Below are 26,160 nucleotides of genomic sequence, written 5' to 3' on the forward strand. Positions count from 1 at the left end.
CCATTCCGCAAGGAAGTAAGATCCCTGAAAGATGATCAGGTTGATAGGTCTGAGGTGGAAGCGTGGTGACACGTGGAGCTGACAGATACTAATAGATCGAGGACTTAACCTATATTCTAATGTGAAGTTTGAACATTGTTATCTAGTTTTGAGAGAACATTCTCTCCATCAGGTTTGGTGGCGATAGCGAAGAGGTCACACCCGTTCCCATACCGAACACGGAAGTTAAGCTCTTCAGCGCCGATGGTAGTTGGGGGTCTCCCCCTGTGAGAGTAGGACGCCGCCAAGCTTTTTGTTTATATCCTTCCAATGGAAGAAGTTACTTTATCATTCCGCAGTAGCTCAGTGGTAGAGCTATCGGCTGTTAACCGATCGGTCGTAGGTTCGAGTCCTACCTGCGGAGCCATGCTTCCATAGCTCAGTAGGTAGAGCACTTCCATGGTAAGGAAGAGGTCAGCGGTTCGAGCCCGCTTGGAAGCTTTCCTCTAAATTATAATGATTAATGTTTAAGGTTTCTCGATGATGAGAAGGCTTTTTTTGTTTTCATATATATTTGAACTCATTCACGTTGGATCACAAACAAGATTGCTATACGAATGGATTGGTTTGCATTAGATTTTTACATGTGCCGTTTTTTGTTTTGGTCTACAGTACCCTATTTATGCTTACGAAAGTGACATATCCTCTCTAACAAAAGACTCTGTACGTTCCTCTTTTCCCCCGAAAGTGAAGCATTGTTTATTTTTCTTTTCTTCATCTCCAGGTTTGGTTAACCTCATTTTTCCATGTTCGGTATGTATATAAAAAGGAGTAGATGGTTTGAAAGATTTATTTGTAAAGCAAGAATGGTTTGGGCATGTGCGTCAGGATGTGCTTGCGGGTATTTTAGTGGCTCTGGCCTTAATTCCAGAGGCGATTGCGTTTTCGATTATTGCGGGCGTTGATCCGAAGATCGGGTTGTATGCTTCGTTTTGTATTGCAATTGTGATTTCGTTTGTTGGTGGACGGCCAGGTATGATTTCGGCCGCTACAGGGGCTATGGCTCTGGTCATGGTTAATTTGGTTGCCGATCATGGATTGCAATATTTGTTTGCAGCTACGATTTTAACAGGTCTGATTCAAATAGTGTTTGGACTCTGCCGAGTGTCTCGTCTGATGAAATTTATTCCGAGGTCCGTGATGGTTGGTTTTGTGAATGCGTTGGCTATTATGATCTTCATGGCTCAGCTTCCACATTTCGTCGGAGAATCAATGGCCATGTATATCATGACAGGTGGCGCCTTGTTGATTATTTATTTATTGCCGATGGTGATAAAGGTGATACCTTCCCCACTCATTGCGATTATTGTCATGACGATCATTGCTGTATTTGGACATATTGATGTTAGAACGGTTGGAGATATGGGAGAGCTTCCTAGTTCTTTGCCTGCTTTTCTGATTCCTCAAGTACCGTTTAGCTGGGAGACACTTACTATCATTTTTCCTTATTCTTTAGCACTTGCGATGGTTGGTTTACTTGAGTCTCTTTTAACTGCACAGATTGTCGATGATATGACGGAGACGTCTAGTCGTAAGAACAAGGAAGCGAGAGGTCAAGGGATTGCTAATGTGGTTGCAGGATTCTTTGGTGGTATGGCTGGCTGTGCGATGATTGGTCAATCAGTGATTAATACGAAGGCAGGCGGGCGTGGCCGTCTTTCTACCTTTGTAGCGGGCGCATTTCTAATGGTGCTGATTTTTGTACTCGGAGATGTGGTGGTTCAAATTCCGATGGCTGCTCTTGTGGCTGTGATGATTATGGTCTCCGTTGGGACATTTGATTGGAGTTCCTTTCAGCAGCTAAAAAAGAATCCGAAAACAGATTCTATTGTCATGATTGTCACGGTCGTGACTGTGGTGTTGACTCATGATTTATCAAAAGGTGTGTTTGCAGGTGTGCTGCTTAGTGCGATATTCTTTGTAGCAAAAATATCAAAGCTTCATATTACCTCTACAGAAAGCCAAGCGGGTATTTGGGTGTATCGAATTAAAGGGCAAATTTTCTTTGCTTCTGTCACTGATTTCATCCAAGCGTTCCATCAGGAGAAAGATCTCCAAGCCGTTGTGATTGATTTGTCTGAAGCGCGTATATGGGATGAATCAGGCGTGGCAGCGATAGAACGTGTAAAGGAAAAGTATCAAGCAGCTGGTGTACAGGTAGACGTAGTTGGAATGGATACCTCGAGTCGAAAGCTTGTGAAACAGGTGAATGGTTCTTAAAAAGATCTTTCTGTTTGTTACAATAGAAAAGGTAAGAAAGTGAAGGATGGAGGTGGCCGGCATGCTTGTGCGTTTGAACCAAGTGCTCGGCCGGATGATGCCGCTTATTACGCCCATTAGTGTGTTACTCGGTGTATTATTGTCGGCCTATTTAAAGGATTTTACGTTTATGGTGCCCTGGGTATTTGCCATGATGACATTTTCAGGGAGCTTGTCATCTACTTTTTCAGCTTTAAAGCATACGGTGATGCACCCATTGCCTTTGATTTTATCGTTTATGATTTTACATGTGCTGATGCCCCTTTATGCCTGGTCAGCGGGGCATTTGATATTTGCGGGTGATTCCATGACGATCACCGGTTTGACGCTTGCGATGGTGATTCCAACAGGTGTTTCTAGTTTAATATGGGCGGCGATGTATAAAGGGAATGTCGGGTTAACGTTATCTATCATTTTAATTGATACATTGCTTTCGCCATTGATTGTGCCAGTAAGCTTGTCACTCTTCGTCGGTACACAGGTCCATATGGACATGGTTGCGATCATGAAAGGGCTGTTTGGTATGGTGGTACTGCCCTCTATTTTAGGGATGCTCGTTCGCCAGTATGCAAAGCCATCGGTGACGAAAACAATTAGTCAGACCCTGTCTCCTTTTTCAAAATTAGGCTTGTTTGTTGTCGTATCGATTAACAGTTCTGTTGTCGCCCCATATTTGCGTGAACTGGATGTTGCATTTTTTAGCAAAGCAGCGACTGTCTTTTTCATTGCGATGAGTGGATATGCTTTTGCATGGTTGATTGGAAAGGTGATGAAATGTACTCAAGGGGAGATTGTGGCCATTGTGTATACGGGCGGCATGAGAAATATTAGTGCCGGAGCTGTGCTTGCTATTAGCTTTTTCCCGCCTGCTGTTGCTGTCCCTGTTGTGATTGGCATGCTATTTCAGCAAGTGCTTGCTGCCTTGTTTGGTTTCTTACTCAATCGTTTTGAGCTGAAGGCGCCTGCTGTGACTAAATCTTTATCATGAAAAGACCTCCATCTTATGAGATGGAGGTCTTTTTGCGAATTAATAGATGAGATATTTCTTCCGTTTCTTTTCGAACGATTTGAGGTCATGATGATAGCGCTTCATGATGTGTTTGACGGAAGTACCTTGATTGATTTCTTCTTTGATCCAACCATTTCCGATGAGTTTATCAAAGCTGCCTGTTTGAAGGAACTGAAAGTCTTTTGGATATAAATCATGTATGGCTTTGATGATGGATAACCCTGTTTTTACCGCTTCGAATGAAGAGCTGTCTGTGACGTATAGCTGCACACCGTGTGATAGCTTACCTGCATGTTTAGAAAAAGTGGGGGTGAATGATACTGGTCTAAATTGTACACCCTTTAGTTTTAACTGATTTAAATGATCTGCTAGTTCGCTGCTATTGATATATGGAGCGCCAATGAGCTCGAACGGTTTTGTTGTTCCTCTGCCTTCAGAGACATTTGTTCCTTCAATTAATCCTGTGGCGGGATATACAAAGGTACTATCCACTGTCGGCATGTTAGGTGAAGGAAGGACGAACGGCAGCTTCGTGTCATCAAACGTCATGGAACGCTTCCAATTTTTCATTTTGATGACTGTGACATCAGCATTGATATGAAACTCTTTGTTAAAGAATTTTGCTAGTTCACCAGTGGTCATTCCATGTCTTAATGGTATTGGATAGAGCCCTACAAATGAAGCGTGCTCAGGTTCTAAGACAGGGCCTTCTACTTTTAGTCCGCCAATGGGGTTTGGACGGTCTAGGACAACAAAGGGAATGTTGTTTTCTTTAGCGGCCTCCATCGCATAAGCCATCGTGTAAATATAGGTGTAATAACGAGCACCAACATCTTGGATATCAAACAGCAAGACATCTACATTTTTGAGCATGTCAGGCGTGGGTTTTCTTGTTTTTCCATAGAGAGAGTAAACAGGGAGACCTGTTTTTTCATCAGTATAGGATTCGACGCCTTCTCCTGCTTGTGCATCGCCGCGCACACCATGTTCTGGTCCATATAGAGCAGTAAGCTTGATACTTGGATGCTCAAATAGGAGATCGACACTGCTTTTCATATTTGCATCAATACCAGTTGGGTTCGTAATGAGGCCGACCCTTTTCCCTTTTAACCATGCAAGGTTGCCTGAGAGTAGTGTTTCGATCCCTGTTTTGACCGCTGCTTTTTTTCCTTTTGTATCTGTTCGTTCTTGGTTTGCGGGGGAGGCGGCGGTCAATGTGCTCATAATGAGAATGCTTGCGAGTATCAAGCTTGCTGTTTTTTTCAAGAGAATCCCTCCTATTTGATCTGTTTCCCTTTCAAGTTGAGTCCATAGCCGAATGGATACAGGGTTTGATTTGGATGAGTGACAGATGGGATATCCACAGGCAATTTGCCCTTAGGTGATGCAGCGCCAAATATCACTTCTAATCCAGCAGGAATATTTGGCTGATTGAATTGCCCGTTTGAGTAGCCTTTAAAACCGTAAACGGCTAGTAAGGCATCAGCCTCCTCAAAATTTGCCGCATCGTAAGGATTTCTTAGACTCATGATGACCATTTTTTTGTTTTGTGCTGCTGCTTCTTTCATAACAGCACGAGGGAAGGCAGTAGCCCATTTTTTCGGGTCCTGTACATTGTCATCAATCACACCATCATTCACAGCTGGGTCATTTTGGACAACGTAAGAGCCGGTAATCACATAGTCAGCATCTTGTATTAGTTTGGCTGTTTCTTTAGTGAAGGTCTTATCCGCAAACGCATATGATTGGATACGTACAGGCTTGATCTTTTTTTGTTTGATCAGAGAGTCAATTGTGACAGACATGGCTTTTGTCTGATCTTCGTAAGGTGCCATGACCAAGATCTTGTTATTCTTTTTAGGCTTGAATGGTAAGGTCTTTTCGTTGTTTTTAAGCAGGGTGATCCCTTCACGTGCCATTTTTTGTTCTGCTTTCCGGTGCGACTTTTTCCCAACGACTTGAGTGGCTTTTTTGATTTTTTTCTCAAGGGTGATGGGTTTCTTGGAAGAAATGATGCCGCGTTTGATTTTCAATTGAAGAATTTTTTCGACAGATTGGTTGATTTGAGACATCGGAATTTCTTTCTTTACAACCGCCTGTTTTACAGCATTGAACACATTCTCTAGGTTTTTTTCTGTTTTTAGAGAGGTGACTGGTGCTGGCATAAGGGCGATGTCGACACCTGCCTTAATAGCCATCACCACGGCTTCTTCCTGCCCAAAGTTATCTGCAATCGCTTTCATATTTAGGGCGTCTGTTACCACAACACCTTGAAAGCCCATCTCTTCTTTTAATAAGTGTGTGATGACTTTTTTCGATAAGGTTGCTGGAACCATAATGTCCTCGCCATCTTTTTTGCTTTTGTACGTTGTGTGGTCAATGGCAGGGAATTGAACATGAGCGGTCATGACCATATCCGCACCAGCGTTGATGGCTTGTTGAAACGGATACAGCTCCACTTTTTTAAGACGATCTAGGTCATGTTCTACGAGCGGCAAGCCATAGTGACTATCGACGGCTGTATCACCATGTCCCGGGAAATGCTTTAGTGTGGAAATGGTCTTTTCCTTTTGAAGTCCTTTCATGGTTTGAAGGCCAAGCCTAGTGACAAGAGCAGGATCAGAGCTAAAGGAACGGACACCAATGACGGGGTTGTTTGGATTATTATTCACATCAAGCACAGGAGAGAAGTTTGTATTGATCCCTAGTGCGTTTAGTTCTTTGCCGATGATTTTACCTGTGTCGTATGCATTTTTCTTACTTCTAGAGGCACCAATCGACATATTTCCTGGGAAATGTGTTCCCTTTTGTAATCTTGTGACGATTCCACCTTCTTGATCAATTGAAATGAGTAATGGAATCTTTGGTGATGCTTTTTGAAATTCATGGGTGAGTTTGACGGTTTGTTTCGTATCAACGACATTCTCCGCAAATAAGATGACACCGCCTAGATGATATTTTTCAACAAGATGGAACACTTCTTTATTCATCTTTGTTAAGCCTGTAGGTGCAGATTCATCTTTTGTTTGCCAATTGCGAAAGTCTGGCATGAGCATTTGACCTATCTTTTCATCCAGGGACATGTCTTGCACCATTTGTTTTGCGGTTGGAAGAGGGGCAGAGCTAACCTTTTCCGTTGGAATGGAAGAGGTTAGCAGGGCCAAAACCAGAGTAGCGGGGAAAAGAGCTTTTAACATCGAATTCCTCCTTTTACTTAAAAGATTCGTAGATTGCGGTCATGATGCTTCCATAAGTACCAGTTGGGAAAAGGTCACCTTCAAATTGATTTGGGTTGGTTTCAGGTGAAACGATAGGCGAATGTTTCTTATTTGTCAGCAAGACGATACCTAGATTATGTTTTGGATCAATCAATGTCATGGTTCCGGTCCAGCCAGTATGTCCATAGGCTTCGTTACTTGCATATTTTCCAAACATCCATTCCATGTCAGTATGACCGTTTTTACGCCAGCCTAGCCCGTAAGTTGGGTTTGTATCAGAAGAGGCTGTAAAGAGATCGATAGAAGCTTGATCAAAGATGGTTTTTTTTCCATAGCCTCCTTTGTTCAGCATGAGCTGGAGCAGCACGCCCATATCTGACATGTTAGAGAAAAGTCCGGCATGACCAGAGATACCTGCCATTGAGTAATATGCTTTCTCATCGTGGACTTCGCCTAGCAGGGTGTACCTGCGAATGTTTTCAAAATCAATGACACCATCTCGCGAATTACCTAAACGTTCGGTTGCTGCAAAATGCTTCGGTTTAAATCCTTTTTGCAGTGGATTGAACATTGTATGTTTGAGACCTAGCGGCCGATAGATCGTCGACTCTACATATTGATCAAGAGGCATACCTGTTTTTTTCTCAATGATCATGCCTAACAGCATGTAATCAATGTCACTATAAATGTGCTGGGTGCCTGGTTTGTATTGCAGCGGCACCTTCGGCAGCCATTTCATCGTTGTCTTTCTATCTTGAGAGAAAAAAGAGCCGGCGGCTTCTTTGCTATAAAATAAGACACTGGAAGGGAGCCCGGCAGAATGGGTCAGAAGATCTTTTACACGGAGCTGATCTTTGCCGGTTACCTTTGCATCTGGTTCATCTTTAAAATCTGGCAGGATGGCTTGTATTTTTTCGTTCACATCCAGTTTTTTCTCGTAGACGAGCTTTTGCAGGGCATAGTTCGTCGCATACATTTTGGTGTTGGATGCTAAGTCGAACAGTGTATTCTTTTTCATTTTTTTATATGATTTGAGTTCAGTTGTGCCTTCGTATTTTTGCCTGTAGCCATAGGCTTTTTGATGGACGATTTTTCCATCTTTGATAATGATGAGTGCGGCTCCTGGAAATCCTGCTTTGATGTCGTTTTGAATCATGTGATCAACCTTCCTAAGCTGCCTGGAAGAAAAACCTGCTTGTTCCGGTCGTTTTGCCTTTTTTAAGACGGGGTATTCTTCAGGTGCTGTTTTAGACAAAGACGATACAGGATGGGAGCTAGTTGCAAATGTTTGTGCTGGTAATCCAAGGAGCATGAGCAGACTTGTTATTAAGAGAAAGTATTTCTTCAAGAGTTAGACCTCCTATTGCTTATTTTTCCTCAAATTCAACAGCCATATCATCATGAAAACCAAATAAGTATGTGAAAATAAATCCAGCGACATATGCAATAAAGAGTCCGATTAAGTAAAGAAGCATTTGATGTGTGTGAACAATAAAGGTTAATGGGAGACCTGATACACCAATCGCCTTCGTTGCAATTTGGAAGTAGGCTTGAAATGCGCCGCCGATTCCAGCGCCAAGACAAGCAGTGAGAAATGGCCGTCCCAGAGGGAGTGTAACACCGAAAATGAGTGGTTCACCAATGCCGAGCATCCCTGAAGGAAGTCCACCTGCGATGGCTCTTTTGAGTTTTTTCTTTTTTGTTTTCATATAAATGGCGAATGCCGCACCTACCTGTCCTGCACCGCCCATAGCGAGAATTGGCAAAAGCGGGTCATCTCCAATGGAATTAATGAGTTCCATATGAATTGGTGTCAGTCCTTGGTGAAGTCCTGTCACAACAAGTGGAAGGAAGGTCGCACCAAGAACAAATCCAGCGAAGATTCCGCCCATATTTAATAGATAAGTTAATCCTGAGGTGATGGCATCCGATATAAATCCGCCGACTGGCATGAAGACAACGTACGTAAAAATGCCTGTAATGAGTAGTGTGATGGTTGGTGTGACGATGATATCAAGTGATTGCGGGACGAAGCGTCTAATTCGGGTTTCCACAAGTGCCATAAAGATGGCGGCTAGAAGAACACCGATGAGCCCGCCTCTGCCTGGTAGAATATTTGTGCCAAATAACATAATGTCTGCGGAGGCTGGGTTAATAATGAGGATACCAGCTAATGCGCCTAATGCAGGAGAGCCTCCAAACTCCTTTGCGGCATTTGATCCGACTAAAATACCGAGATATGCGAACAAGCCTGAACCAATAACGGTTAAAATGATCGCTGCTTGAGACTTTTCATCGAGCCAGCCTGCTTGCACGATTGCTTTCGTAATCCCTGTAATAAGACCTGATGCAACGAGTGCCGGAATGATAGGAATAAAGATGCTGGCAATCCGTCGTAAGAACAGCTTGAACGGTGTGCGGTTCTTTTGTGAAATGGCTTGCTTGTTTTTTTGTGCTTCATTGTTTAAATCATAAGAGCCAGAGGCATTTAGCAGCTGTTCAAACGCACTTGATACTTGGTTGACAACACCTGTACCTAAAATGATTTGAAGCGTTTCTGCCTCAACGACACCAATGACGCCATCGAGTTCTTTAATTGCTGTGATGTGAACTTGTTCATTGTCAATCGGTGTAATTCGGAGACGCGTCATACAATGTGTATGGGAAGAGATGTTTTCAGAACCACCACAGAGAGAAAGAATGTCTTTCGCCAACTGCTGATATTTCTTTTGATGACTCATGTTGAATCCCCCTTTGATTTTCGTTTCATGGAGCGGATGGCATGTCTTGTCTTGTCAATATATTGCGCTGTCTCTTCATATTGACGGGAAGCTAAGCTGAGGAACAAGACATCAATTAAGTAGAGCTGTGCCATTCTAGAGGAAGTGGCTGCACTGCGAAAAGGTGCTTCATTGGAACCGGACGTCGATAGGTGAACATCACTTAAGGCAGAAACGCTTGTTTGACCAGGATGCGTTAAGGCAATGGTTTTCACTTGATTGTCTTTTGCGAGCTGAAGGGCTTGAATGATGTCTAACGTTTCTCCTGAAAAGGATATACCGAACACGATGTCATTCTTTCCTGCATTTGCGATGACCGTTGATGCGATGTGCATGTCAGTGAAGGCAGTCGCTGCATAATTGATTCTGAGAAATTTCTGCTGGGCATCCGCTGCGACGATGCCAGATGCACCGACGCCGATAAAATGGATTTGGTTTGCATGCAGCAGTAATTGAACAGCTTTTTCTAATGCTTCTGCATTTAAAATAGAAGCGGTGTCCTTAATCGATTGAATCGAGTTTCCTGCTGTTTTTTGAATAATGGATTGAAGCGGTTCATCTTGTTCGATATCACGATAGCCTTGTTTATCGTCGTGCATCAAGTCTCCAGCGATTCGCATTTTTAAATCGTGATAGCCATCTAGCCCGAGAGATTTACAAAGGCGGATGACAGCAGAGCTGCTTGCTCCGGCTGCCTGACTGATCTCGTGTACTGTGCTTTTAATGACTTTGTCAGGATGGGCAAGAATATAGTCTGCAATGATTTTTTCAGATTGGGGGAGCTTTGCTTTCATTGTGTGTAGTAGGGTGAGTCCACCTGCTGACATGAGCTCTGCCTCCTTTAGGATTGATGATGAGAGATGGCTTTGTCGATATGGCCATTCGCTTTGTTGAGTAAATCCTTGGCTGTTTTTTTGTCTGTGTTTGTTTGGAGCATGACGATGGCGGTTTTGACTTCTAAGTCTGCTGCTTCAAGAGTCTTCACGGCTTGTTCATAGGAAGCGTTTGTCACATGTTGAATGATGGTGATGGCGCGTTCTTTTAATTTATGATTGCTGACTTTTACATCAACCATCAGGTTTTCATATACTTTACCTTGTCTGATCATGACAGAGGTGGAAAGCATATTTAAAATCATTTTATGAGCGGATGCGGCTTTCATTCGTGTTGACCCAGTGATGGCTTCTGGTCCTACAATGACTTCAATGGCGCAGTCTGCCAGCTCGCTAATTTCTGCTTGTTCATTGCAGCTGAGGGCTACTGTTTTTGCGCCGATGGATTTAGCGTAGTTTAAAGCGCCGATGATGTAGGGTGTCCTGCCGCTGGCGGCGATACCGACGACCGTATCTTTTGATGTCAGGTGAATGTGTACTAAATCCTGTTTGCCGGCTTCTTCACTGTCTTCCACATCTTCGGCAGCATGTGAAAAAGCAGAGTCGCCGCCTGCCATGATACCGACAATCACATCAGGTGAGACGCTATAGGTAGGGGGACATTCAACAGCATCCATCACGCCAAGTCTGCCGCTTGTCCCGGCTCCTAAATAAACGAGTCTACCCCCATTTGAAATGGATTCATAGGCGAAGTCACTTGCTGTTTTGACATGTGGTAGGACACGGTTCACTGCTTGAGCGACCTTCATATCTTCTTCATTGATCAGCTGGAGTATTTCGAGCGGATCTGCTTGTGATATTCCCATTGTGTTAGGGTTTCTTGATTCTGTTGTCAAAGAACGCAATTGAGATGGCTGCATGCGACATTCCTCCTTATTTCTTCATTTTCAGTATATTCAGTGTGATATGAAATTTCAACATTATATTTAAATATTGAAATTATATTTCACTCGAAACGTTGTGCTAACTGGAGGTAAATAATTAGAAAATAAAAAAAATAAAAATCCCCTTTACAAAAGGGGGACAACCTGTATATAATAACTTTTGTCAGCTTCACGGAAACAGCAAACTTGACAAACTGGCCCGTTGGTCAAGCGGTTAAGACACCGCCCTTTCACGGCGGTAACACGGGTTCGAATCCCGTACGGGTCACCATGATGTGGAGGATTAGCTCAGCTGGGAGAGCATCTGCCTTACAAGCAGAGGGTCGGCGGTTCGAGCCCGTCATCCTCCACCATATGCCGGTGTAGCTCAACTGGTAGAGCAACTGACTTGTAATCAGTAGGTTGGGGGTTCAAGTCCTCTTGCCGGCACTGTTTTTTCTTTATCAATTCCATATGTGGAGGGGTAGCGAAGTGGCTAAACGCGGCGGACTGTAAATCCGCTCCCTCCGGGTTCGGCGGTTCGAATCCGCCCCCCTCCACCATTTTTGGGCTATAGCCAAGCGGTAAGGCAACGGACTTTGACTCCGTCATGCGTTGGTTCGAATCCAGCTAGCCCAGTTAAGACACCTTTTTCAAAAAGGTGTCTTTTTTTATGTTGGCAGACGGAATGTATAACTATTCAAAATATTGTTGAGTTGAGTCAGAAGGCATCGAGAAAGTAAAATATAAGCATGAACGGAAAGGGGATGTACATATGGGAGATCAAAAGAAGGTCACGATTGTCGGAGTTCCGATGGATTTGGGTCAAATGAGAAGGGGCGTCGATATGGGACCGAGTGCGATTCGGTGTGCAGGCGTAAAAGAAAAATTGGAATCGCTTTCATTTGATGTGGAGGATCTCGGCGATATTTTGGTTGAACAAAGAGATGATGAGAAAGGTTTATATACAAGTGAAAAGCTAAAAAATTTAACGGAGAATGCTAGTGCGAATCAGCTGCTAGCTGAGAAGGTTGACAGTATTGTGCAATCAGGCTCATTCCCGCTCATTTTAGGCGGTGATCACAGCATTGCGATAGGAACACTTGCGGGGGTAGCCAAGCATTATGAAAACTTAGGTGCCATTTGGTATGATGCACACGGTGATTTAAATACAGAGGAAACCTCTCCTTCTGGAAATATACATGGTATGCCGCTTGCAGTCAGTCTCGGTCTTGGGCATGCTGATTTAACGAACATTGGTGGTTATTCCCCTAAATTGAAGCCTGAGAATGTTGTTATAATTGGTGCTCGATCCTTAGATGAAGGAGAGCGGGCATTGATTAGAGAGAAAGGCATTAAAGTGTATACGATGCATGAAATAGATCGTTTAGGGATGACAAGGGTGATGGAGGAAGCCATTTCATATTTAAAGGAAAGAACAGATGGTGTCCACCTGTCGCTTGATTTAGATGGACTAGATCCAGCGGAGTGCCCTGGTGTAGGAACTCCTGTGGCGGGTGGCATTAGTTACCGGGAGAGTCATCTTGCCATGGAGCTTTTAGAGGAAGCGGGTATTTTGACTTCAGCTGAATTTGTTGAGGTGAATCCGGTATTAGATGAAAAAAATAAAACAGCCGAGGCAGCTGTTGCGTTGATTGGTTCGTTAATGGGCGAAAAGCTATTGTAGAGCGGGACTTGTTCCCGTTCTTTTTTGTTTTGGAGAAATTTAAGGATATATTAAGGTTTTTACCGGTGGATATGCGTAACACGCTGTCAAAAATTTGTTACACTATTTTTTAGAGGAGAATGAAACCTTTTGGAAAGAGATTCGTATACATAAAGACCGGTGAAGGCAGAGGTTGAATATACTATGGACACAATGATTAAAAAGAGAATTAAGCAATTGAAAAAAGGCGACCAGAACGCATTTGCAGACATCGTAGACCTGTATAAAGACAAAATTTATCAGCTGTGCTACCGTATGCTTGGGAATGCACACGAAGCAGAGGATATTGCACAGGAGGCGTTTATTCGTGCCTATGTGAATATTGAAAGCTTTGATGTGAATCGTAAGTTTTCTACGTGGCTGTACCGCATTGCAACCAACCTGACCATCGACCGTATTCGCAAAAAAAAGCCGGATTATTATTTAGATGCAGAGGTGGCAGGAACAGAAGGATTGAATATGTATTCTCAAATTGCTGCTGATGGCATTTTGCCAGAGGAAGAGGTGGTGTCTCTTGAATTATCGAGTACCATTCAGCAAAAAATTCTAAGATTACCCGATAAATATCGTTCGGTCATCGTATTAAAGTATATTGATGAACTCTCGTTAAAAGAAATTAGCGAGATTCTGAATATACCCGTTGGTACGGTGAAAACGAGAATACACAGGGGTAGAGAGGCTCTCCGGAAACAGTTGAGAGACCTTTGAGTGAGGTGATTTTGATGAGCTGTCAGGAAAAAATCGTCCTGCTTATGCATCAGTATTTAGACGGGGACATTGAGCCCCAAGACGAAAAAGAATTAAAAAGCCATCTGCAATCGTGTGAGGAGTGCCGTACTCATTTTCAACAAATTGAGAAATCCATCGCGCTTGTGCAGAGTACATCTCATATAGAAGCACCATCTGATTTCACTGCAAAGGTGATGGCAGGTCTTCCAAAGGAAAAAAAGCGTGTGTCGATTCAAAGATGGATCAAAGCTCATCCGCTGATGGTGGCCGCTGCCCTCTTTCTCATTTTGATGGGAGGCAGTCTGTTTACAAGCTGGAATACCGATCATAATTTCAGTGTGTCAAAACAGTCGAATCTCGTCGTTGTAAATGATACAGTGACCGTACCTAAAGGGGAAACCGTAAAAGGTGATGTCACTGTCAAAAATGGCAAGCTGATTGTAGAAGGCAAGGTTGATGGAAATGTCACCGTCGTCAATGGGGAACAGCTGACTGCTTCTGCCGGACAAGTCACTGGTCAAATTAATGAAATTAATGAAGTGTTTGATTGGATTTGGTACAAAATGAAATCCACAGCACAAAATGTGATGCGGGTCATTGGACCAGAGGAGCAAAAGTAATCATACGGGTCGAGAGCAGTCTCTTTATGGGGCTGCTCTTTTTCTATATTATAGGTCAGAATGTATGCGAACTAGCACGCCAGCCATATATGGCAACTGTTTTCCTTGCTGAAACAAAATGTGGTATAATAGCCACGCTATGTATTTACACATAGTCTCTTTTTTTATTAAAAATGCATCAAACGAAGAATAACTGAAAATTCTGGAGGACGAGGAAATGGCTTTAGGGGATATTCCTTTTTTGCAGTACCTCGGTAATGCTGTTGATGTTCTCGTTGTTTGGTATGTGATATATAAATTAATGATGGTCATCCGCGGAACAAAAGCGGTTCAGCTTTTAAAGGGAATTGTGGTCATTGTTCTTGTCAGGATGGGAAGTGCGTATCTCGGTCTTAACACACTTCAATGGCTGATGGATCAAGCGATTACGTGGGGATTCCTTGCGATCATTATTATTTTTCAGCCAGAGCTAAGGAGAGCGCTTGAGCAGCTTGGGCGCGGCCGTTTCTTCTCAAGAAGCGGGACACCTATAGAGGAACAGCAGCAGAAAACGATCGAGGCAATTACAAAAGCAATTAAATATATGGCAAAACGCAGAATCGGCGCGCTGCTGACAATTGAGCGTGATACTGGGATGAATGATTACATAGAGACTGGAATTCCTTTGAATGCAAAGGTGAGTTCAGAGCTGCTCATTAATATTTTCATTCCAAATACACCGCTTCATGACGGTGCTGTCATTATGAAGCGTGATGAGATTGCAGCTGCGGCTTGTTATTTACCGCTGTCAGAAAGTCCTTTTATCTCTAAGGAACTGGGGACGCGTCACCGGGCGGCAGTCGGAATTAGTGAAGTGACAGACAGCTTAACCGTCATCGTTTCTGAAGAGACAGGCGGCATTTCTGTCGCAAGAAATGGTGATCTCCACCGAGAATTGACAGAAGAAGCGCTTGAAGAAATGCTGATTGCTGAATTTAGTAAGAACAGCAAAGATGCTTCCTCGACCAAATGGTATTGGAGGGGCAAGAAAAATGGATAAGATTTTGAATAATCGCTGGGCCGTAAAGCTTCTTGCATTGGTCTTCGCTTTATTGCTGTATGGTGCAGTCAATTCAGCGCAAGCGCCCACGCCGAAAAAAATCGGTGAATCCTTTTTCCCAACATCGACGACAGATGAAGCAACCTTAACCGACATTCCTGTTAAAGCGTATTATGATGACGAGAAGTACGTCGTTACTGGTGTGCCGCAAACAGTCAATGTGACGATTAAAGGGTCAACGAGTGCTGTGAAAACAGCAAGACAAACAAAGAACTTCGAAATATATGCAGATATGCAGAATTTATCCACAGGTACCCATAAAGTGGAGCTGAAGGCAAGAGATGTATCAAAAGGGCTCACACTATCGATCAACCCATCTGTGACGACGGTGACGATACAAGAAAAAACAACAGCAGAATTTCCTGTTGAAACTGAATTTTATAATCAAAATAAAATCAAAGATGGCTATTCACCTGAACAGCCTATTGTGAATCCGAAAAAAGTCACAGTCACTGGTTCAAAGGACGTAATCGACAAAATTTCTGTCATTAAAGCATTTGTGAACCTAGAGGATGTCGATCAGCAAATTGAAAAGGAAGCGAAGCTCACTGTGTATGATAGCAGCGGGAATGAGCTGCCAGTCGAATTGAGTCCGTCTGTGGTGAATATTACAGTTCCCATCTCAAGTCCAAGCAAAAAGGTTCCGTTTAAAATAGAGCGGACTGGCAGTTTGCCGGATGGGATCAGTATCTCAAGCATTGAGACAAGCCCGAGTGAGGTCACAGTGTACGGCTCTCAAAAAGTGCTGGATTCGCTTGATTTTATTGATGGCGTTAAGCTGGACCTAAGCAAGATCAAAGATGATACCGAGATTGATGCCGACATTCCCCTGCCAGATGGTGTGAAAAAGGTATCGCCCGAAACGGTTAAAATCAAGGTGAAGGTTGCAACAGCGCAAGAAAAAAAGATCGATAATGTACCGATTTCTGTCGTGGGTCTGAGCAAGGATCTCACCTCTGATTTTGTGAGCCCATCTTCTGGACGGCTCACGTTAACAGCAAAGGGATCAAAGAGTGCGATTGATAAACTAAAGGCTTCAGATGTTGAAGCCTATATCAATGTTGGGGACTTGAACGAAGGAACACATGAGGTCACAATTCAAGTGAACGGTCCTCAAAATGTGACGTGGACATTATCGAGATCAAAGGTCAAAGTGAAACTGACTTCTACTGAGACAGAAGATCAGCCAGCGTCTACGAATGATCGCAAGGATCCATCTTCTGATGACGATGATCAGGATGAGAAGAGTAAAGAAGAATCCACGCAAGATAAAGCAAAGAAAGAATCAAGTCAAAGACAGCGGATCAAAGAAGATAAAAAAGAGGACGAAGCGTCCTCTTGAATGGTAAAAAAGGAGCGATTGAAACATGGGCAAGTACTTTGGAACTGATGGTGTAAGGGGTGTGGCGAATAGCGAATTAACGCCAGAGCTCGCATTTAAAATTGGGAGATTTGGCGGCTATGTGCTCACGAAGGATAAAGAACGTCCAAAGGTACTCGTTGGACGAGACACACGTGTATCCGGTCATATGCTAGAAGGAGCGCTCGTTGCAGGCTTACTTTCAATTGGCGCTGAAGTGATGCGTCTAGGTGTGATCTCAACACCTGGTGTGTCTTATTTAACGAAGGCAATGGACGCAGAAGCGGGTGTCATGATTTCTGCTTCTCACAACCCAGTTCAAGACAACGGAATTAAATTCTTCGGCGGTGACGGCTTTAAGCTGTCTGATGAACAGGAGAATGAAATTGAGCAGCTGATGGATCAGCCGGTCGATCAATTGCCACGCCCAGTTGGAGCGGATCTTGGAACGATGAATGACTACTTTGAAGGTGGTCAGAAATACTTGCAATTCTTGAAGCAGACAGCGGACGAGGATTTCACAGGTATTCACGTGGCGCTTGACTGTGCTCACGGTGCAACCTCTTCTCTAGCGACACATTTATTTGCGGATTTAGATGCTGATGTGTCCACAATGGGAACATCACCAAACGGATTGAATATCAATGATGGTGTCGGCTCAACTCATCCAGAGGCACTTTCTGCTTTTGTGAAGGAGAAGGGTGCAGATATTGGTCTTGCGTTTGATGGTGACGGAGACCGTTTAATTGCTGTCGATGAAAAAGGTGATATTGTAGACGGCGATCAAATTATGTACATATGTGCACGTTATTTGAAGGGTGAAGGCCGATTAAAGGATGACACCGTCGTGTCCACGGTCATGAGTAACCTAGGCTTCTATAAAGCGCTGGAGAAACAAGGCATTAAGAGCATCCAAACCGCTGTTGGTGACCGCTATGTGGTTGAAGCGATGAAAAAGGATGGCTATAATGTCGGCGGTGAGCAATCAGGCCATTTGATTTTCCTTGATTACAATACGACAGGTGATGGCATGCTTTCTGCGATCATGCTTGTCAATACACTCAAAGCAACAGGAAAAACATTGTCAGAGCTTGCGGCTGAAATGGAAAAATTCCCGCAGCTTCTAGTGAATGTGAAAGTGTCTGATAAATATAAAGTGGAAGAAAATGAAAAAGTAAAAGCAGTGATTCAAGAGGTCGAAAAAGAGATGAACGGTGATGGCCGTATTCTTGTTCGTCCATCTGGAACAGAGCCGCTTGTACGCGTGATGGCAGAGGCGAAAACAAAAGAGCTGTGTGATGAATATGTGACTCGAATTACCGCTGTTGTGAAAGAGGAAATGGGTATCGAGTAATAGATGAAAGCAAATCGCCAGCGGCGGTTTGCTTTTTTTTCGAATAAACGTCATAAATGGATGGATTTGTACGAATCTTATAAGCGAGGGCAATTTGCTGCCTTCATACATAGGAGAGCACATCAAAGGTAGAACATGACAAGCCTCATCGCATATAGTGTATGGAGGTCTCACTTTCTTGAGCGGGATCACCCGCTAAATTGTGATTGACGGAGGTCAGACCTTATAGTACAATCATCCTTGTGTTACTGGATTTTTATTCTATCAGGAAAGGCAGGGTAGATGTTCAGCAACTCTCTTATAATTATAGCGCCCGAACTAAGCGATCGGACGAAAGATGCTTAGTTGACGAGGATGGAGGTTATCGAATTTTCGGCGGATGCCTCCCGGCTGATCAAAAAAGAGATCACAGCCGTAAGTGTTTCTTTAAAGCAAAGAGGTGACTCTTTGTACAAAGGGAATACACATGATCTCCCAAATTAAACATGTAGAGAGGGACGAAGAAATGTCCCTTCTATTTTAGTAGGCTTTCTTTGTCCCTTTCACATGATCGGGAGGAAGAATATTTATGTGTGGAATCGTAGGTTATATTGGTCAGAATGATGCGAAGGAAATCTTATTAAAGGGTTTAGAGAAGCTAGAGTACCGCGGGTATGACTCAGCAGGTATCGCTGTGGCAAACGAAGAAGGCGTGCATGTGTTCAAAGAAAAAGGACGTATCGCTGAGCTTCGTGAAGTTGTTGATGCAAATGTAGCATCTTCAGCTGGAATCGGACATACACGCTGGGCAACACACGGTGTACCAAGCCATCTAAATGCGCATCCGCATCAAAGTGCTTCTGGCCGTTTTACGCTTGTTCATAACGGTGTCATCGAGAACTATGTACAATTGACACGCGAATATTTACAAGACGTCACACTAAAAAGCGACACAGATACAGAGGTTGTTGTTCAAGTTATCGAACAATTTGTGGACAGAGGTCTTGATACAGAGGAAGCTTTCCGTCAAACGCTTCTTCAACTAAAAGGCTCTTACGCAATTGCCCTTTTCGATAACGAAAACAAAGAAACAATCTATGTGGCGAAAAACAAAAGCCCATTATTGGTTGGTTTCGGAGAAGATTTCAACGTTGTAGCTTCTGACGCAATGGCGATGCTTCAAGTAACAAACGAATATGCGGAATTAATGGATAAAGAAATGGTCATTGTCACAAAAGACGAGGTGATCATCAAAAACCTTGACGGTGATATCATGACACGTCCTTCTTATATCGCTGAGCTAGATGCAAGCGACATCGAGAAAGGCACATATCCTCACTACATGTTAAAAGAAACGGATGAGCAGCCGCTTGTCATGCGCAAAATCATCCAAGAATATCAAGACGAAAACGGCAAGCTGTCAGTCGCTGGCGATATCGCAAGCGCAGTAGCAGAAGCAGACCGCATTTACATTGTGGCTTGCGGAACGAGCTACCATGCAGGACTTGTCGGTAAACAATATATTGAAGACTGGGCGAAAGTACCTGTAGAAGTCCATGTAGCAAGTGAATTCTCTTACAACATGCCGCTTCTATCGAAAAAGCCGTTGTTCATCTTCCTTTCTCAATCTGGGGAGACAGCGGACAGCCGTGCTGTACTTGTTCAAGTCAAAGAGCTTGGTCATAAAGCATTAACGATCACAAACGTACCAGGATCTACGCTTTCTCGTGAAGCGGACTTCACATTGCTTCTTCATGCAGGACCAGAAATCGCAGTGGCTTCAACAAAAGCTTACACAGCGCAAATCGCTGTTCTTGCGATCCTTGCATCCGTTGCAGCTGAATTAAATGGTCAATCTCTTGACTTCGACCTTGTGAAAGAGCTTGGGATTGTAGCAAACGCAATGGAAGCCCTTGTCGATCAAAAGGATGAAATGGAACAAATCGCTCGTGACTTCTTCACAGTGACACGTAACGCATTCTTTATCGGAAGAGGACTTGATTACTATGTGTGCCTTGAAGGTTCACTAAAACTAAAAGAGATCTCTTACATCCAAGCAGAAGGCTTTGCTGGTGGAGAACTCAAACACGGAACAATTGCTTTAATTGAAGAAGGCACACCGGTCATTGCCCTTGCAACGCAAGAGCACGTGAACCTCAGCATTCGCGGTAACGTCAAAGAAGTCGTTGCACGCGGCGCAAACCCATGTGTCATCTCACTAAAAGGCCTAGAAGACGAAGGCGACCGTTTCGTCCTTCCAGCTGTACACCCAGCACTTGCACCACTTGCATCTGTTGTCCCATTACAGCTCATCGCTTACTACGCAGCCCTTCACCGCGGGTGTGATGTGGATAAACCACGTAACCTTGCGAAGAGTGTGACGGTGGAGTAGGGTTTAAATTAAATCAGACTTTTGATACCCCTTTAGATATAATTATCTAAAGGGGTATTTTTGTGTCTAAAGAGCTTAATAAAATGAAAGATAGATTCGATAAGGTCGTACATTTTCAAGGGAGCGGAATGATTATTAGTGAATATTTAAAAAAGGAAAAATGGGGAAATATTTTTTTCTTAATCGTTTATATCGCATTGTTTATTAGCTCTTATTTGTTGATTAGTGGTCCTGCCACGGTCGAAGGACCGATTTGTGTATTCCTTGGATTTTGTTTCGTTCAATTTCTTAAATATAGGACTTTCAAAAAAGATGAAGAGAATAAAAAGAGAAATAATAAAGGTTTATATCATCGTTTATAAGTTGTATGATAGCCATAATTTCACATGGGATATAATGTGCTAAGGACATTAAAAATAGAATGCCAAGTTGGTTTGAAAATAAAGGAATTAGGCATAATGAGAGAGCCGCATCTTTCGCAGGCAATACAGGTTAAATATTTAACAAAGAAAGAGAGAAGAGCGCATGACCAAACATAAAATTTACACAATGAGCTTCGCAAAAGTCTATCCTCTCTATATCGCAAAAGCAGAGAGAAAAGGACGAACAAAGGCTGAAGTCGATACGATTATTTGTTGGTTAACAGGGTACAGTCCGGAAGAGCTGCAGGAACAGGTGGATCAACAGACAGATATTGAAAACTTCTTTGCCGAGGCCCCTGAGCTTCATCCTTCCCGCAGTTTAATCAAAGGAGTCATCTGTGGTGTTCGAGTAGAAGACATTGAGGAAGAAACAATGAAAAACATTCGGTATCTAGATAAGCTGATTGATGAGTTAGCGAAAGGAAAGACGATGGAAAAGATTTTGCGAGGTTCGTTATGACCATCACAAGCAAGCCCAGTGAACAACTTTCACTGGGCTTTTTTATATCTTATAGACCATTCGATCGATAAAAATAAAATCCATTTGAACGAATTCACTCTTCATGTCGTCAAAAGAAGTGATATCAAAACAAATTGGTTATGAAAAAGGAGTGGCGTGGATGGATATGAAGATGATATTACCTCTTATTTTGCTGCAAGCCATTTTAATGGTGATTGGTTTGTTTGATTTGCTGAAAAGAGATCCATCGAGGATCAGAGGAGAAGTGAAGTGGGTTTGGGCTTTGGTGATTGTGTTTGTGGCGAGTGCCGGCCCTATTGCGTATTTCATTTTTGGTCGTAAACAATCTTAGTAGGGGGGATTTGCTTGAATATGCTGGAGTGTCAAGGGCTGACGAAATCGTATGGTCGGCATGAAATTTTAAAAAACGTTTCGTTTTCTGTTGGGGAAGTTGGTTGTGTCGGTTTTTTAGGAGCCAATGGAGCGGGGAAGACAACGACGATTCGGATTTTGACGGGGCTTGCTCGTCCTACGTCTGGCGTCGTGAAGGTGGCGGGTATGGATGTGACAAAGGACATGGATGACATCAGTCATGTGATTGGCTATTGTCCGCAGCAGCCTGCATTTTATCAGGACATGACGGGGCAGGAGTGGATGCATTGGGTTGGCGGGTTATTTCAATTAGAGAAAAAAATCATTCGTTCCAAAACTGAGAAGCTGTTGAAGCTTTGCCGTGTGTATGAGGCGAAGGATCGTGCCATTGGCAGCTATAGCGGAGGGATGAAGCAGAGGCTCGCCATTGCACAGGCGCTCATCAACAGCCCGAAGGTTCTGATCTTGGATGAACCTGTGTCTGCACTTGATCCAATGGGAAGAAAAGACGTCCTGACTTTGATTGAGCGTCTAAAGCATGAGATGCTGATCTTTATGTCGACCCATATTTTAGATGACATTGAACGAGTGGCGGATCATATTATCATGATCAACAGCGGAAAAATTGAGATGTCCTCTTCGATGAAACAGATCAAAGAAGACTATATCCAGCCAGTGATTGAATTTCAATTAGAACAACAGAATACGAAACTAGTGGCTTTGTTAAAAGAACGGGATTGGGTGGAGGAATGCATTGAAACAGGAGACGATTATCAGGTGCGAGTCAATGATCAACAAATGGCATTGAAGGAGCTGCCTCGTCTCATCACTGAAGCTGGCGGTGTTATCCTCCATTATCGACTATCTAAGCTGACGCTAGAAGATATTTTCATGAAGGTTGTGACTGCATGATGATGTTGAAAAAGGAATTTAGGGAGTTATTCACTAGTTATAAAATGTTGTTTGTGCCAATCATTTTTACGATTTTAATGATCACGCAGCCTATTACGCTCAAAATGCTGCCAGATCTTTTGTCGAAATCGGCTAATTTACCTGAAGGGTCTACATTTTATATACCAGAGCCTAGTGCTGGAGAGGCTTTAGCAAGTGCATTGAGTAAATTTGATTCGCTCGGCGTGTTTATCCTGATTATGATCGTGATGGGGACGATTGCTGGAGAGCGTGCCTCTGGGGTGACGGCGATGATTATGGTGAAACCGATCAGTCGAATGAGTTATTATGTCTCGAAAATATGCGCCTATGCTTGTTTGACCTTGTTTAGTTTGGTGGTGGCGGTGCTTGCCTCCGTTTATTATGTGGACATCCAATTTGGGCATGTAGATTGGGTCAATGTGGTAAAAGGAACGCTTCTTTATTACCCCAATTTATTGCTGATTGTGGTATCGACCATTTGTGCTTCGGCATTCTTTACACGTTCCGTCACAGCTGGCGGTGTATCGCTTTTGATCAACCTTATTCTATTTACCGTTCCTTCATTTTATGAGGATACATTAGGGAAGTTTGCGCCTAAAGGCGTGACAAGTGCGGCCGAGGAGATGATTCATGGAGGAACTTATTCGGATCAGGCGCTTACAAGCTTTCTAGGTGTATCGGTATTGATTGGTTTCTTTTTTCTCTTTGGATGGTTTCTTTTTAGAAGACAAGAATTATAGCAGGCGGTTGCGATTGTTTCTTCAGGTTTACTATGAGCATAAAAATCTGAATACCATTGAAAGTTTGATATGATGATAAAAATTGACTGTATTTTCAGAAAAGGGGTTTTTATCAATGCGAACATCACGTAATCCGGAGGCCATTCACCCGCCAGTTGCACCCTACACTCATCAAATAGAAACAACAGGGCCGCAGCGGTGGTTAACCTTGTCAGGGCAAGTGGGGATGGAAGTCGATGGGACCATCCCAGCGAGCCCGATGGAACAGCTCGAGCTAGCGTTAGAGAATGTAAAACGCAATGTAGAAGCGGCAGATATGAAAGTAGAAGATATAACGAAGCTTGTGTTTTATTTGGTAGGTGAGTTTGAAGCAGAGAGCAGAAAGCGAATCATGCGAGAGTTTTTAGGGGATCATCTGCCTTGTATGACGATGATTTATGTGGTGGCTTTGGCTTCACCTGCTTTAAAGGTCGAGGTGGATGCTTGGGCTTGTCGGGATATGGATTGATGAAATGATTGTTTATATCAGTTGAATATGATAAAAATGGTATAAAAAGTGTTAATAAAGAGGTGGTTTTTCGTTTCAATCAAACCAAGAATTGAAAAAAACGGTGTTCTTTTATGCAGGTGTGGGAGCTGTTTTGCTGATTCTCATGATGTTGAAATGGCTGCCGGTTTCTGCAGACTGGGAGTTGCCGTTGATTTTGTTTGGATTGGGGATTTTGTTTTATGTGAAGCGTGTGCTATGGAAGGAAGAAAAAGGTAAGGGCTAAAATGTTTAGCCCTTTTTTACGTAATCAAAGTTTCAAGTTAAGTCAGTGCCTGAATTAGATTTAAATTATGTTGGTTTCTGAACAGTAAATAGATCCAATGAATGATCATTAGGTATGTTGATAGAAGTTTGTTCTGCTATTCCTTTTGAATACCAATCATAATAATTTTCGGCTATTTCTTTTGGTAAATCATGCATGATAGTTGTTTTTGTTGGTTTTGCTCTGTTAACTATTTTAATTGAAGCCAACCCTAATTTCCTTTGGATAAGTGTCTCTGAGATTATTAATCTTTCTATATTATATTTGTGTGTTATGAGAAGTCTATCTGTAAGGCCGCCTTTTTTTATTTGCAAATAATGATCATTACAACTGTAGGAGCTGTACAAACTGCTAAACAATTGAATGAGTAAAAATACAACACTTATAAATATTGAAATATACCATAAGTCATTTCTGAAAAATAAAAGAAGAGCTGGCGTTAAACACCAAAATATGACTGATCTAAATAATTTAGGTATGATAGAATACCATGGTATTCTCTTCATATTGGTCTCTAGTCTAATGCTAGGAAAGATATCTGAAATTAATTTATTTGCCAAATTTTTATTTATAAAAGGAAATAATATATTTGGTGATTTTACATTTTCGTCATTAACTTCAGTCGAACTGATGATTTTTACTTTCACAATAGAAAGTAATTTTTGTATAAAACTGCTAGTGAAGTATAACGCTTCAATCTTTTCTTTTGGGATAGAGAAGTCAGTAATATTCAATTTACCTTTTTCGATGTACAGTCTAGTTTTGTCCGAAGATAATTTAAATCCTCCATATTGCAAGTATGTCTTTAAAATTCCATATAGAATAGACAATATAATAAGTAAAAAAACACTCAGTATAATTGTCATTGGAGAGGATTTTACAAATGAAATCAAACTATCTATATACTTTTCTAAAGACAAAAATTGATTGATTTCTGAGTAAGCAGAATAGAGAAGAAGTAGAAAGAAAAGTAATCTTAAAGATGTAAGGGAAGCAATAAATATCTCCTTCATTTGGATTTCATAATGAAGTTTCTGAGCACTTTGTTGTATAGGTTCTTCAAATTCACTTTCTACATTAGCATTGATACTGCCTTTTTCCGTAAGGTGCTTTTTTATGCTCAAAGCTTCTGAAGTTGTAATCATATGTAATTTTACTACGTGGTCATTATTGCTTGATCCTACATCAATTAACAAAGAGGTAAGGTCAAAAAAACGATGGAAAAAAGTAGATGTTTGATTCACACCTTGAATACTGTTAATTGGAAAATGTCTTTTTACAGTAATGAACCTACCCTTTTCTAAATATAACTCCTCTTCGCTTAGGTCATAACCAAAATGTTTCCACTCTAATAATATAGTAATGACCTTGTAAATTACAAAAATAACAATAATTAAAAAACCTAATTTAGAGAATATTGATATGGATGAAAAACCAAATAATACTGATAAAAAAATACAGAAGAAGATGAAACCTTTAATCGATTTTAATAATTCAAATAGCATCCATAATGGATGTAATCTTTTTAGGCGACTATTAGTTTCCATTTATAGAGAGCTTTCCTTTCTAATCTCATTCTTTTTGGTTTGATTATCAGTAATATGCGCTATATAATCACGAATATCTGAAGCTTCTTTTTCTGGAATGCAAGGTATTTCATGTACATAGCCAATCGTACCAATCTTAATAGAAGATAATTCATATTTTTTTAATAAGGGACCCTGATAAGTATCTACAAAATATACTTTATTCATAGGAATTATTAGGTGTTTCCTTCTGAAAATTCCTCCATGCTTTAATTGAATCATATTTATATCTATTTCATAACGCCAAGTTTTTTGTTTGTAAATAGGGACTAACATGAGTTCTACAATGGCTGATATAATTAAAATACCCATGAGGCTATAAATAAGCCAAACAATCCATTCTGACCAACTATAATAGTTGTGTAGAACTAAAAGGACAGCTAAAACGCTAATTGATATAATAAAATTTATAAAGTCAACTATCCGCCAAACCTTAATCGCATCTTTAGAAATTTTTTTTGAGGGCTCCTTCAATTGATACAAATATAATCCTCCTTATCCTTTGTAGATTTAGT

24 protein-coding genes, 7 tRNA genes and 2 rRNA genes are annotated in these 26,160 nt (G+C 42.0%); 25 read left to right on the plus strand and 8 right to left on the minus strand.

The window, feature by feature from the left end:
• The 6 genes from C6344_RS14495 to C6344_RS14520 all read left to right on the plus strand — a co-directional run.
• Positions 1-112: ribosomal RNA gene (locus C6344_RS14495) — 23S ribosomal RNA — on the plus strand; the annotation flags it as partial.
• A 61-nt stretch (positions 113-173) separates the two neighbouring features.
• Positions 174-289: ribosomal RNA gene (gene rrf / locus C6344_RS14500) — 5S ribosomal RNA — on the plus strand.
• A 42-nt stretch (positions 290-331) separates the two neighbouring features.
• Positions 332-406 (plus strand) — tRNA-Asn (locus C6344_RS14505).
• A 1-nt stretch (position 407) separates the two neighbouring features.
• Positions 408-480: transfer RNA gene (locus C6344_RS14510), tRNA-Thr, on the plus strand.
• A gap of 339 nt (positions 481-819) precedes the next feature.
• The gene (locus C6344_RS14515; RefSeq protein ID WP_060595388.1) at positions 820-2,259 is read left to right on the plus strand and encodes a SulP family inorganic anion transporter; all 1,440 of its coding nucleotides are present in this window, start codon (positions 820-822) and stop codon (positions 2,257-2,259) included.
• A 46-nt stretch (positions 2,260-2,305) separates the two neighbouring features.
• Entirely contained in the window at positions 2,306-3,286 is a 981-nt protein-coding gene (locus C6344_RS14520; protein WP_081311457.1) for a bile acid:sodium symporter family protein, read from the plus strand.
• Between the two features lie 39 nt (positions 3,287-3,325).
• On the opposite strand, the gene C6344_RS14525 is transcribed toward C6344_RS14520, so the two are convergent.
• From C6344_RS14525 to murQ, 6 genes are read right to left on the minus strand one after another with little or no spacing between them, the layout of a single operon-like run.
• Entirely contained in the window at positions 3,326-4,573 is a 1,248-nt protein-coding gene (locus C6344_RS14525; RefSeq protein WP_106039410.1) for an exo-beta-N-acetylmuramidase NamZ family protein, read from the minus strand.
• 11 nt (positions 4,574-4,584) lie between these two features.
• Complete coding sequence (locus C6344_RS14530) at positions 4,585-6,504, minus strand: glycoside hydrolase family 3 protein (RefSeq protein ID WP_106073051.1); 1,920 nt, start codon at positions 6,502-6,504, stop codon at positions 4,585-4,587.
• Positions 6,505-6,517: 13 nt separating this feature from the next.
• Positions 6,518-7,873, minus strand: a complete 1,356-nt coding sequence (pbp4b, locus tag C6344_RS14535; protein ID WP_106073052.1) for a penicillin binding protein PBP4B — start codon at positions 7,871-7,873, stop codon at positions 6,518-6,520.
• A gap of 19 nt (positions 7,874-7,892) precedes the next feature.
• Complete coding sequence (locus tag C6344_RS14540) at positions 7,893-9,266, minus strand: PTS transporter subunit EIIC (protein ID WP_060595392.1); 1,374 nt, start codon at positions 9,264-9,266, stop codon at positions 7,893-7,895.
• Positions 9,263-10,132: a MurR/RpiR family transcriptional regulator gene (locus C6344_RS14545; RefSeq protein ID WP_060595393.1), complete on the minus strand. Its 870-nt coding sequence runs from the start codon at positions 10,130-10,132 to the stop codon at positions 9,263-9,265. Before C6344_RS14545 ends, C6344_RS14540 begins: the two co-directional genes overlap by 4 nt.
• Before the next feature lie 14 nt (positions 10,133-10,146).
• Positions 10,147-11,058: an N-acetylmuramic acid 6-phosphate etherase gene (gene murQ, locus C6344_RS14550; RefSeq protein WP_106039406.1), complete on the minus strand. Its 912-nt coding sequence runs from the start codon at positions 11,056-11,058 to the stop codon at positions 10,147-10,149.
• A 220-nt stretch (positions 11,059-11,278) separates the two neighbouring features.
• On the opposite strand from murQ, the gene C6344_RS14555 reads away from it, so the two are divergent.
• From C6344_RS14555 to C6344_RS19130, 19 genes are all read left to right on the plus strand, one after another.
• Positions 11,279-11,353 (plus strand) — tRNA-Glu (locus tag C6344_RS14555).
• A gap of 6 nt (positions 11,354-11,359) precedes the next feature.
• A tRNA-Val gene (locus C6344_RS14560) sits at positions 11,360-11,435 on the plus strand.
• A gap of 3 nt (positions 11,436-11,438) precedes the next feature.
• Positions 11,439-11,511, plus strand: a tRNA-Thr gene (locus C6344_RS14565).
• A 28-nt stretch (positions 11,512-11,539) separates the two neighbouring features.
• Positions 11,540-11,624 (plus strand) — tRNA-Tyr (locus C6344_RS14570).
• 4 nt (positions 11,625-11,628) lie between these two features.
• Positions 11,629-11,700 (plus strand) — tRNA-Gln (locus C6344_RS14575).
• Positions 11,701-11,836: 136 nt separating this feature from the next.
• Positions 11,837-12,748, plus strand: a complete 912-nt coding sequence (gene rocF, locus C6344_RS14580) for an arginase (RefSeq protein ID WP_060595395.1) — start codon at positions 11,837-11,839, stop codon at positions 12,746-12,748.
• A 183-nt stretch (positions 12,749-12,931) separates the two neighbouring features.
• The gene (gene sigW / locus C6344_RS14585) at positions 12,932-13,495 is read left to right on the plus strand and encodes an RNA polymerase sigma factor SigW (protein ID WP_003217112.1); all 564 of its coding nucleotides are present in this window, start codon (positions 12,932-12,934) and stop codon (positions 13,493-13,495) included.
• Positions 13,496-13,509: 14 nt separating this feature from the next.
• Entirely contained in the window at positions 13,510-14,136 is a 627-nt protein-coding gene (gene rsiW / locus C6344_RS14590) for an anti-sigma-W factor RsiW (RefSeq protein ID WP_106037017.1), read from the plus strand.
• Positions 14,137-14,353: 217 nt separating this feature from the next.
• Positions 14,354-15,175, plus strand: coding sequence for a diadenylate cyclase CdaA (gene cdaA / locus C6344_RS14595; RefSeq protein WP_060595397.1), 822 nt, complete (start codon positions 14,354-14,356; stop codon positions 15,173-15,175).
• Complete coding sequence (locus C6344_RS14600) at positions 15,168-16,577, plus strand: CdaR family protein (RefSeq protein ID WP_060595398.1); 1,410 nt, start codon at positions 15,168-15,170, stop codon at positions 16,575-16,577. Before cdaA ends, C6344_RS14600 begins: the two co-directional genes overlap by 8 nt.
• Before the next feature lie 25 nt (positions 16,578-16,602).
• Entirely contained in the window at positions 16,603-17,949 is a 1,347-nt protein-coding gene (glmM, locus tag C6344_RS14605; protein WP_034664420.1) for a phosphoglucosamine mutase, read from the plus strand.
• 568 nt (positions 17,950-18,517) lie between these two features.
• A complete protein-coding gene (gene glmS, locus C6344_RS14610; protein WP_060595399.1) occupies positions 18,518-20,320 on the plus strand; it encodes a glutamine--fructose-6-phosphate transaminase (isomerizing) in 1,803 nt (600 codons plus the stop codon).
• A 62-nt stretch (positions 20,321-20,382) separates the two neighbouring features.
• Positions 20,383-20,682, plus strand: a complete 300-nt coding sequence (locus C6344_RS14615; RefSeq protein WP_106048551.1) for a hypothetical protein — start codon at positions 20,383-20,385, stop codon at positions 20,680-20,682.
• A gap of 163 nt (positions 20,683-20,845) precedes the next feature.
• Positions 20,846-21,202 (plus strand): DUF2200 domain-containing protein, encoded by a 357-nt coding sequence (locus C6344_RS14620; protein WP_106072359.1) that lies wholly within the window; start codon positions 20,846-20,848, stop codon positions 21,200-21,202.
• A gap of 160 nt (positions 21,203-21,362) precedes the next feature.
• Positions 21,363-21,554, plus strand: coding sequence for a PLD nuclease N-terminal domain-containing protein (locus C6344_RS14625; RefSeq protein ID WP_003217265.1), 192 nt, complete (start codon positions 21,363-21,365; stop codon positions 21,552-21,554).
• Between the two features lie 14 nt (positions 21,555-21,568).
• Entirely contained in the window at positions 21,569-22,486 is a 918-nt protein-coding gene (locus C6344_RS14630; RefSeq protein WP_106073053.1) for an ABC transporter ATP-binding protein, read from the plus strand.
• A complete protein-coding gene (locus C6344_RS14635) occupies positions 22,483-23,247 on the plus strand; it encodes an ABC transporter permease (protein ID WP_106073054.1) in 765 nt (254 codons plus the stop codon). The genes C6344_RS14630 and C6344_RS14635 overlap by 4 nt, the downstream gene beginning before the upstream one ends.
• A 115-nt stretch (positions 23,248-23,362) precedes the next feature.
• Positions 23,363-23,755: a RidA family protein gene (locus tag C6344_RS14640; protein ID WP_106071700.1), complete on the plus strand. Its 393-nt coding sequence runs from the start codon at positions 23,363-23,365 to the stop codon at positions 23,753-23,755.
• Between the two features lie 133 nt (positions 23,756-23,888).
• Positions 23,889-24,020, plus strand: coding sequence for a hypothetical protein (locus C6344_RS19130; RefSeq protein WP_260335735.1), 132 nt, complete (start codon positions 23,889-23,891; stop codon positions 24,018-24,020).
• 65 nt (positions 24,021-24,085) lie between these two features.
• Here C6344_RS19130 and C6344_RS14645 read toward each other — a convergent pair whose 3' ends face one another.
• Both C6344_RS14645 and C6344_RS14650 read right to left on the minus strand, forming a co-directional pair.
• Entirely contained in the window at positions 24,086-25,606 is a 1,521-nt protein-coding gene (locus tag C6344_RS14645) for a PH domain-containing protein (protein WP_106071701.1), read from the minus strand.
• Entirely contained in the window at positions 25,607-26,128 is a 522-nt protein-coding gene (locus C6344_RS14650; protein WP_106071702.1) for a PH domain-containing protein, read from the minus strand.
• Between the last annotated feature and the right edge of the window lie 32 nt (positions 26,129-26,160).

The organism is Bacillus sp. GBSW19 (assembly GCF_002998655.1).
Classification (GTDB): domain Bacteria; phylum Bacillota; class Bacilli; order Bacillales; family Bacillaceae; genus Bacillus.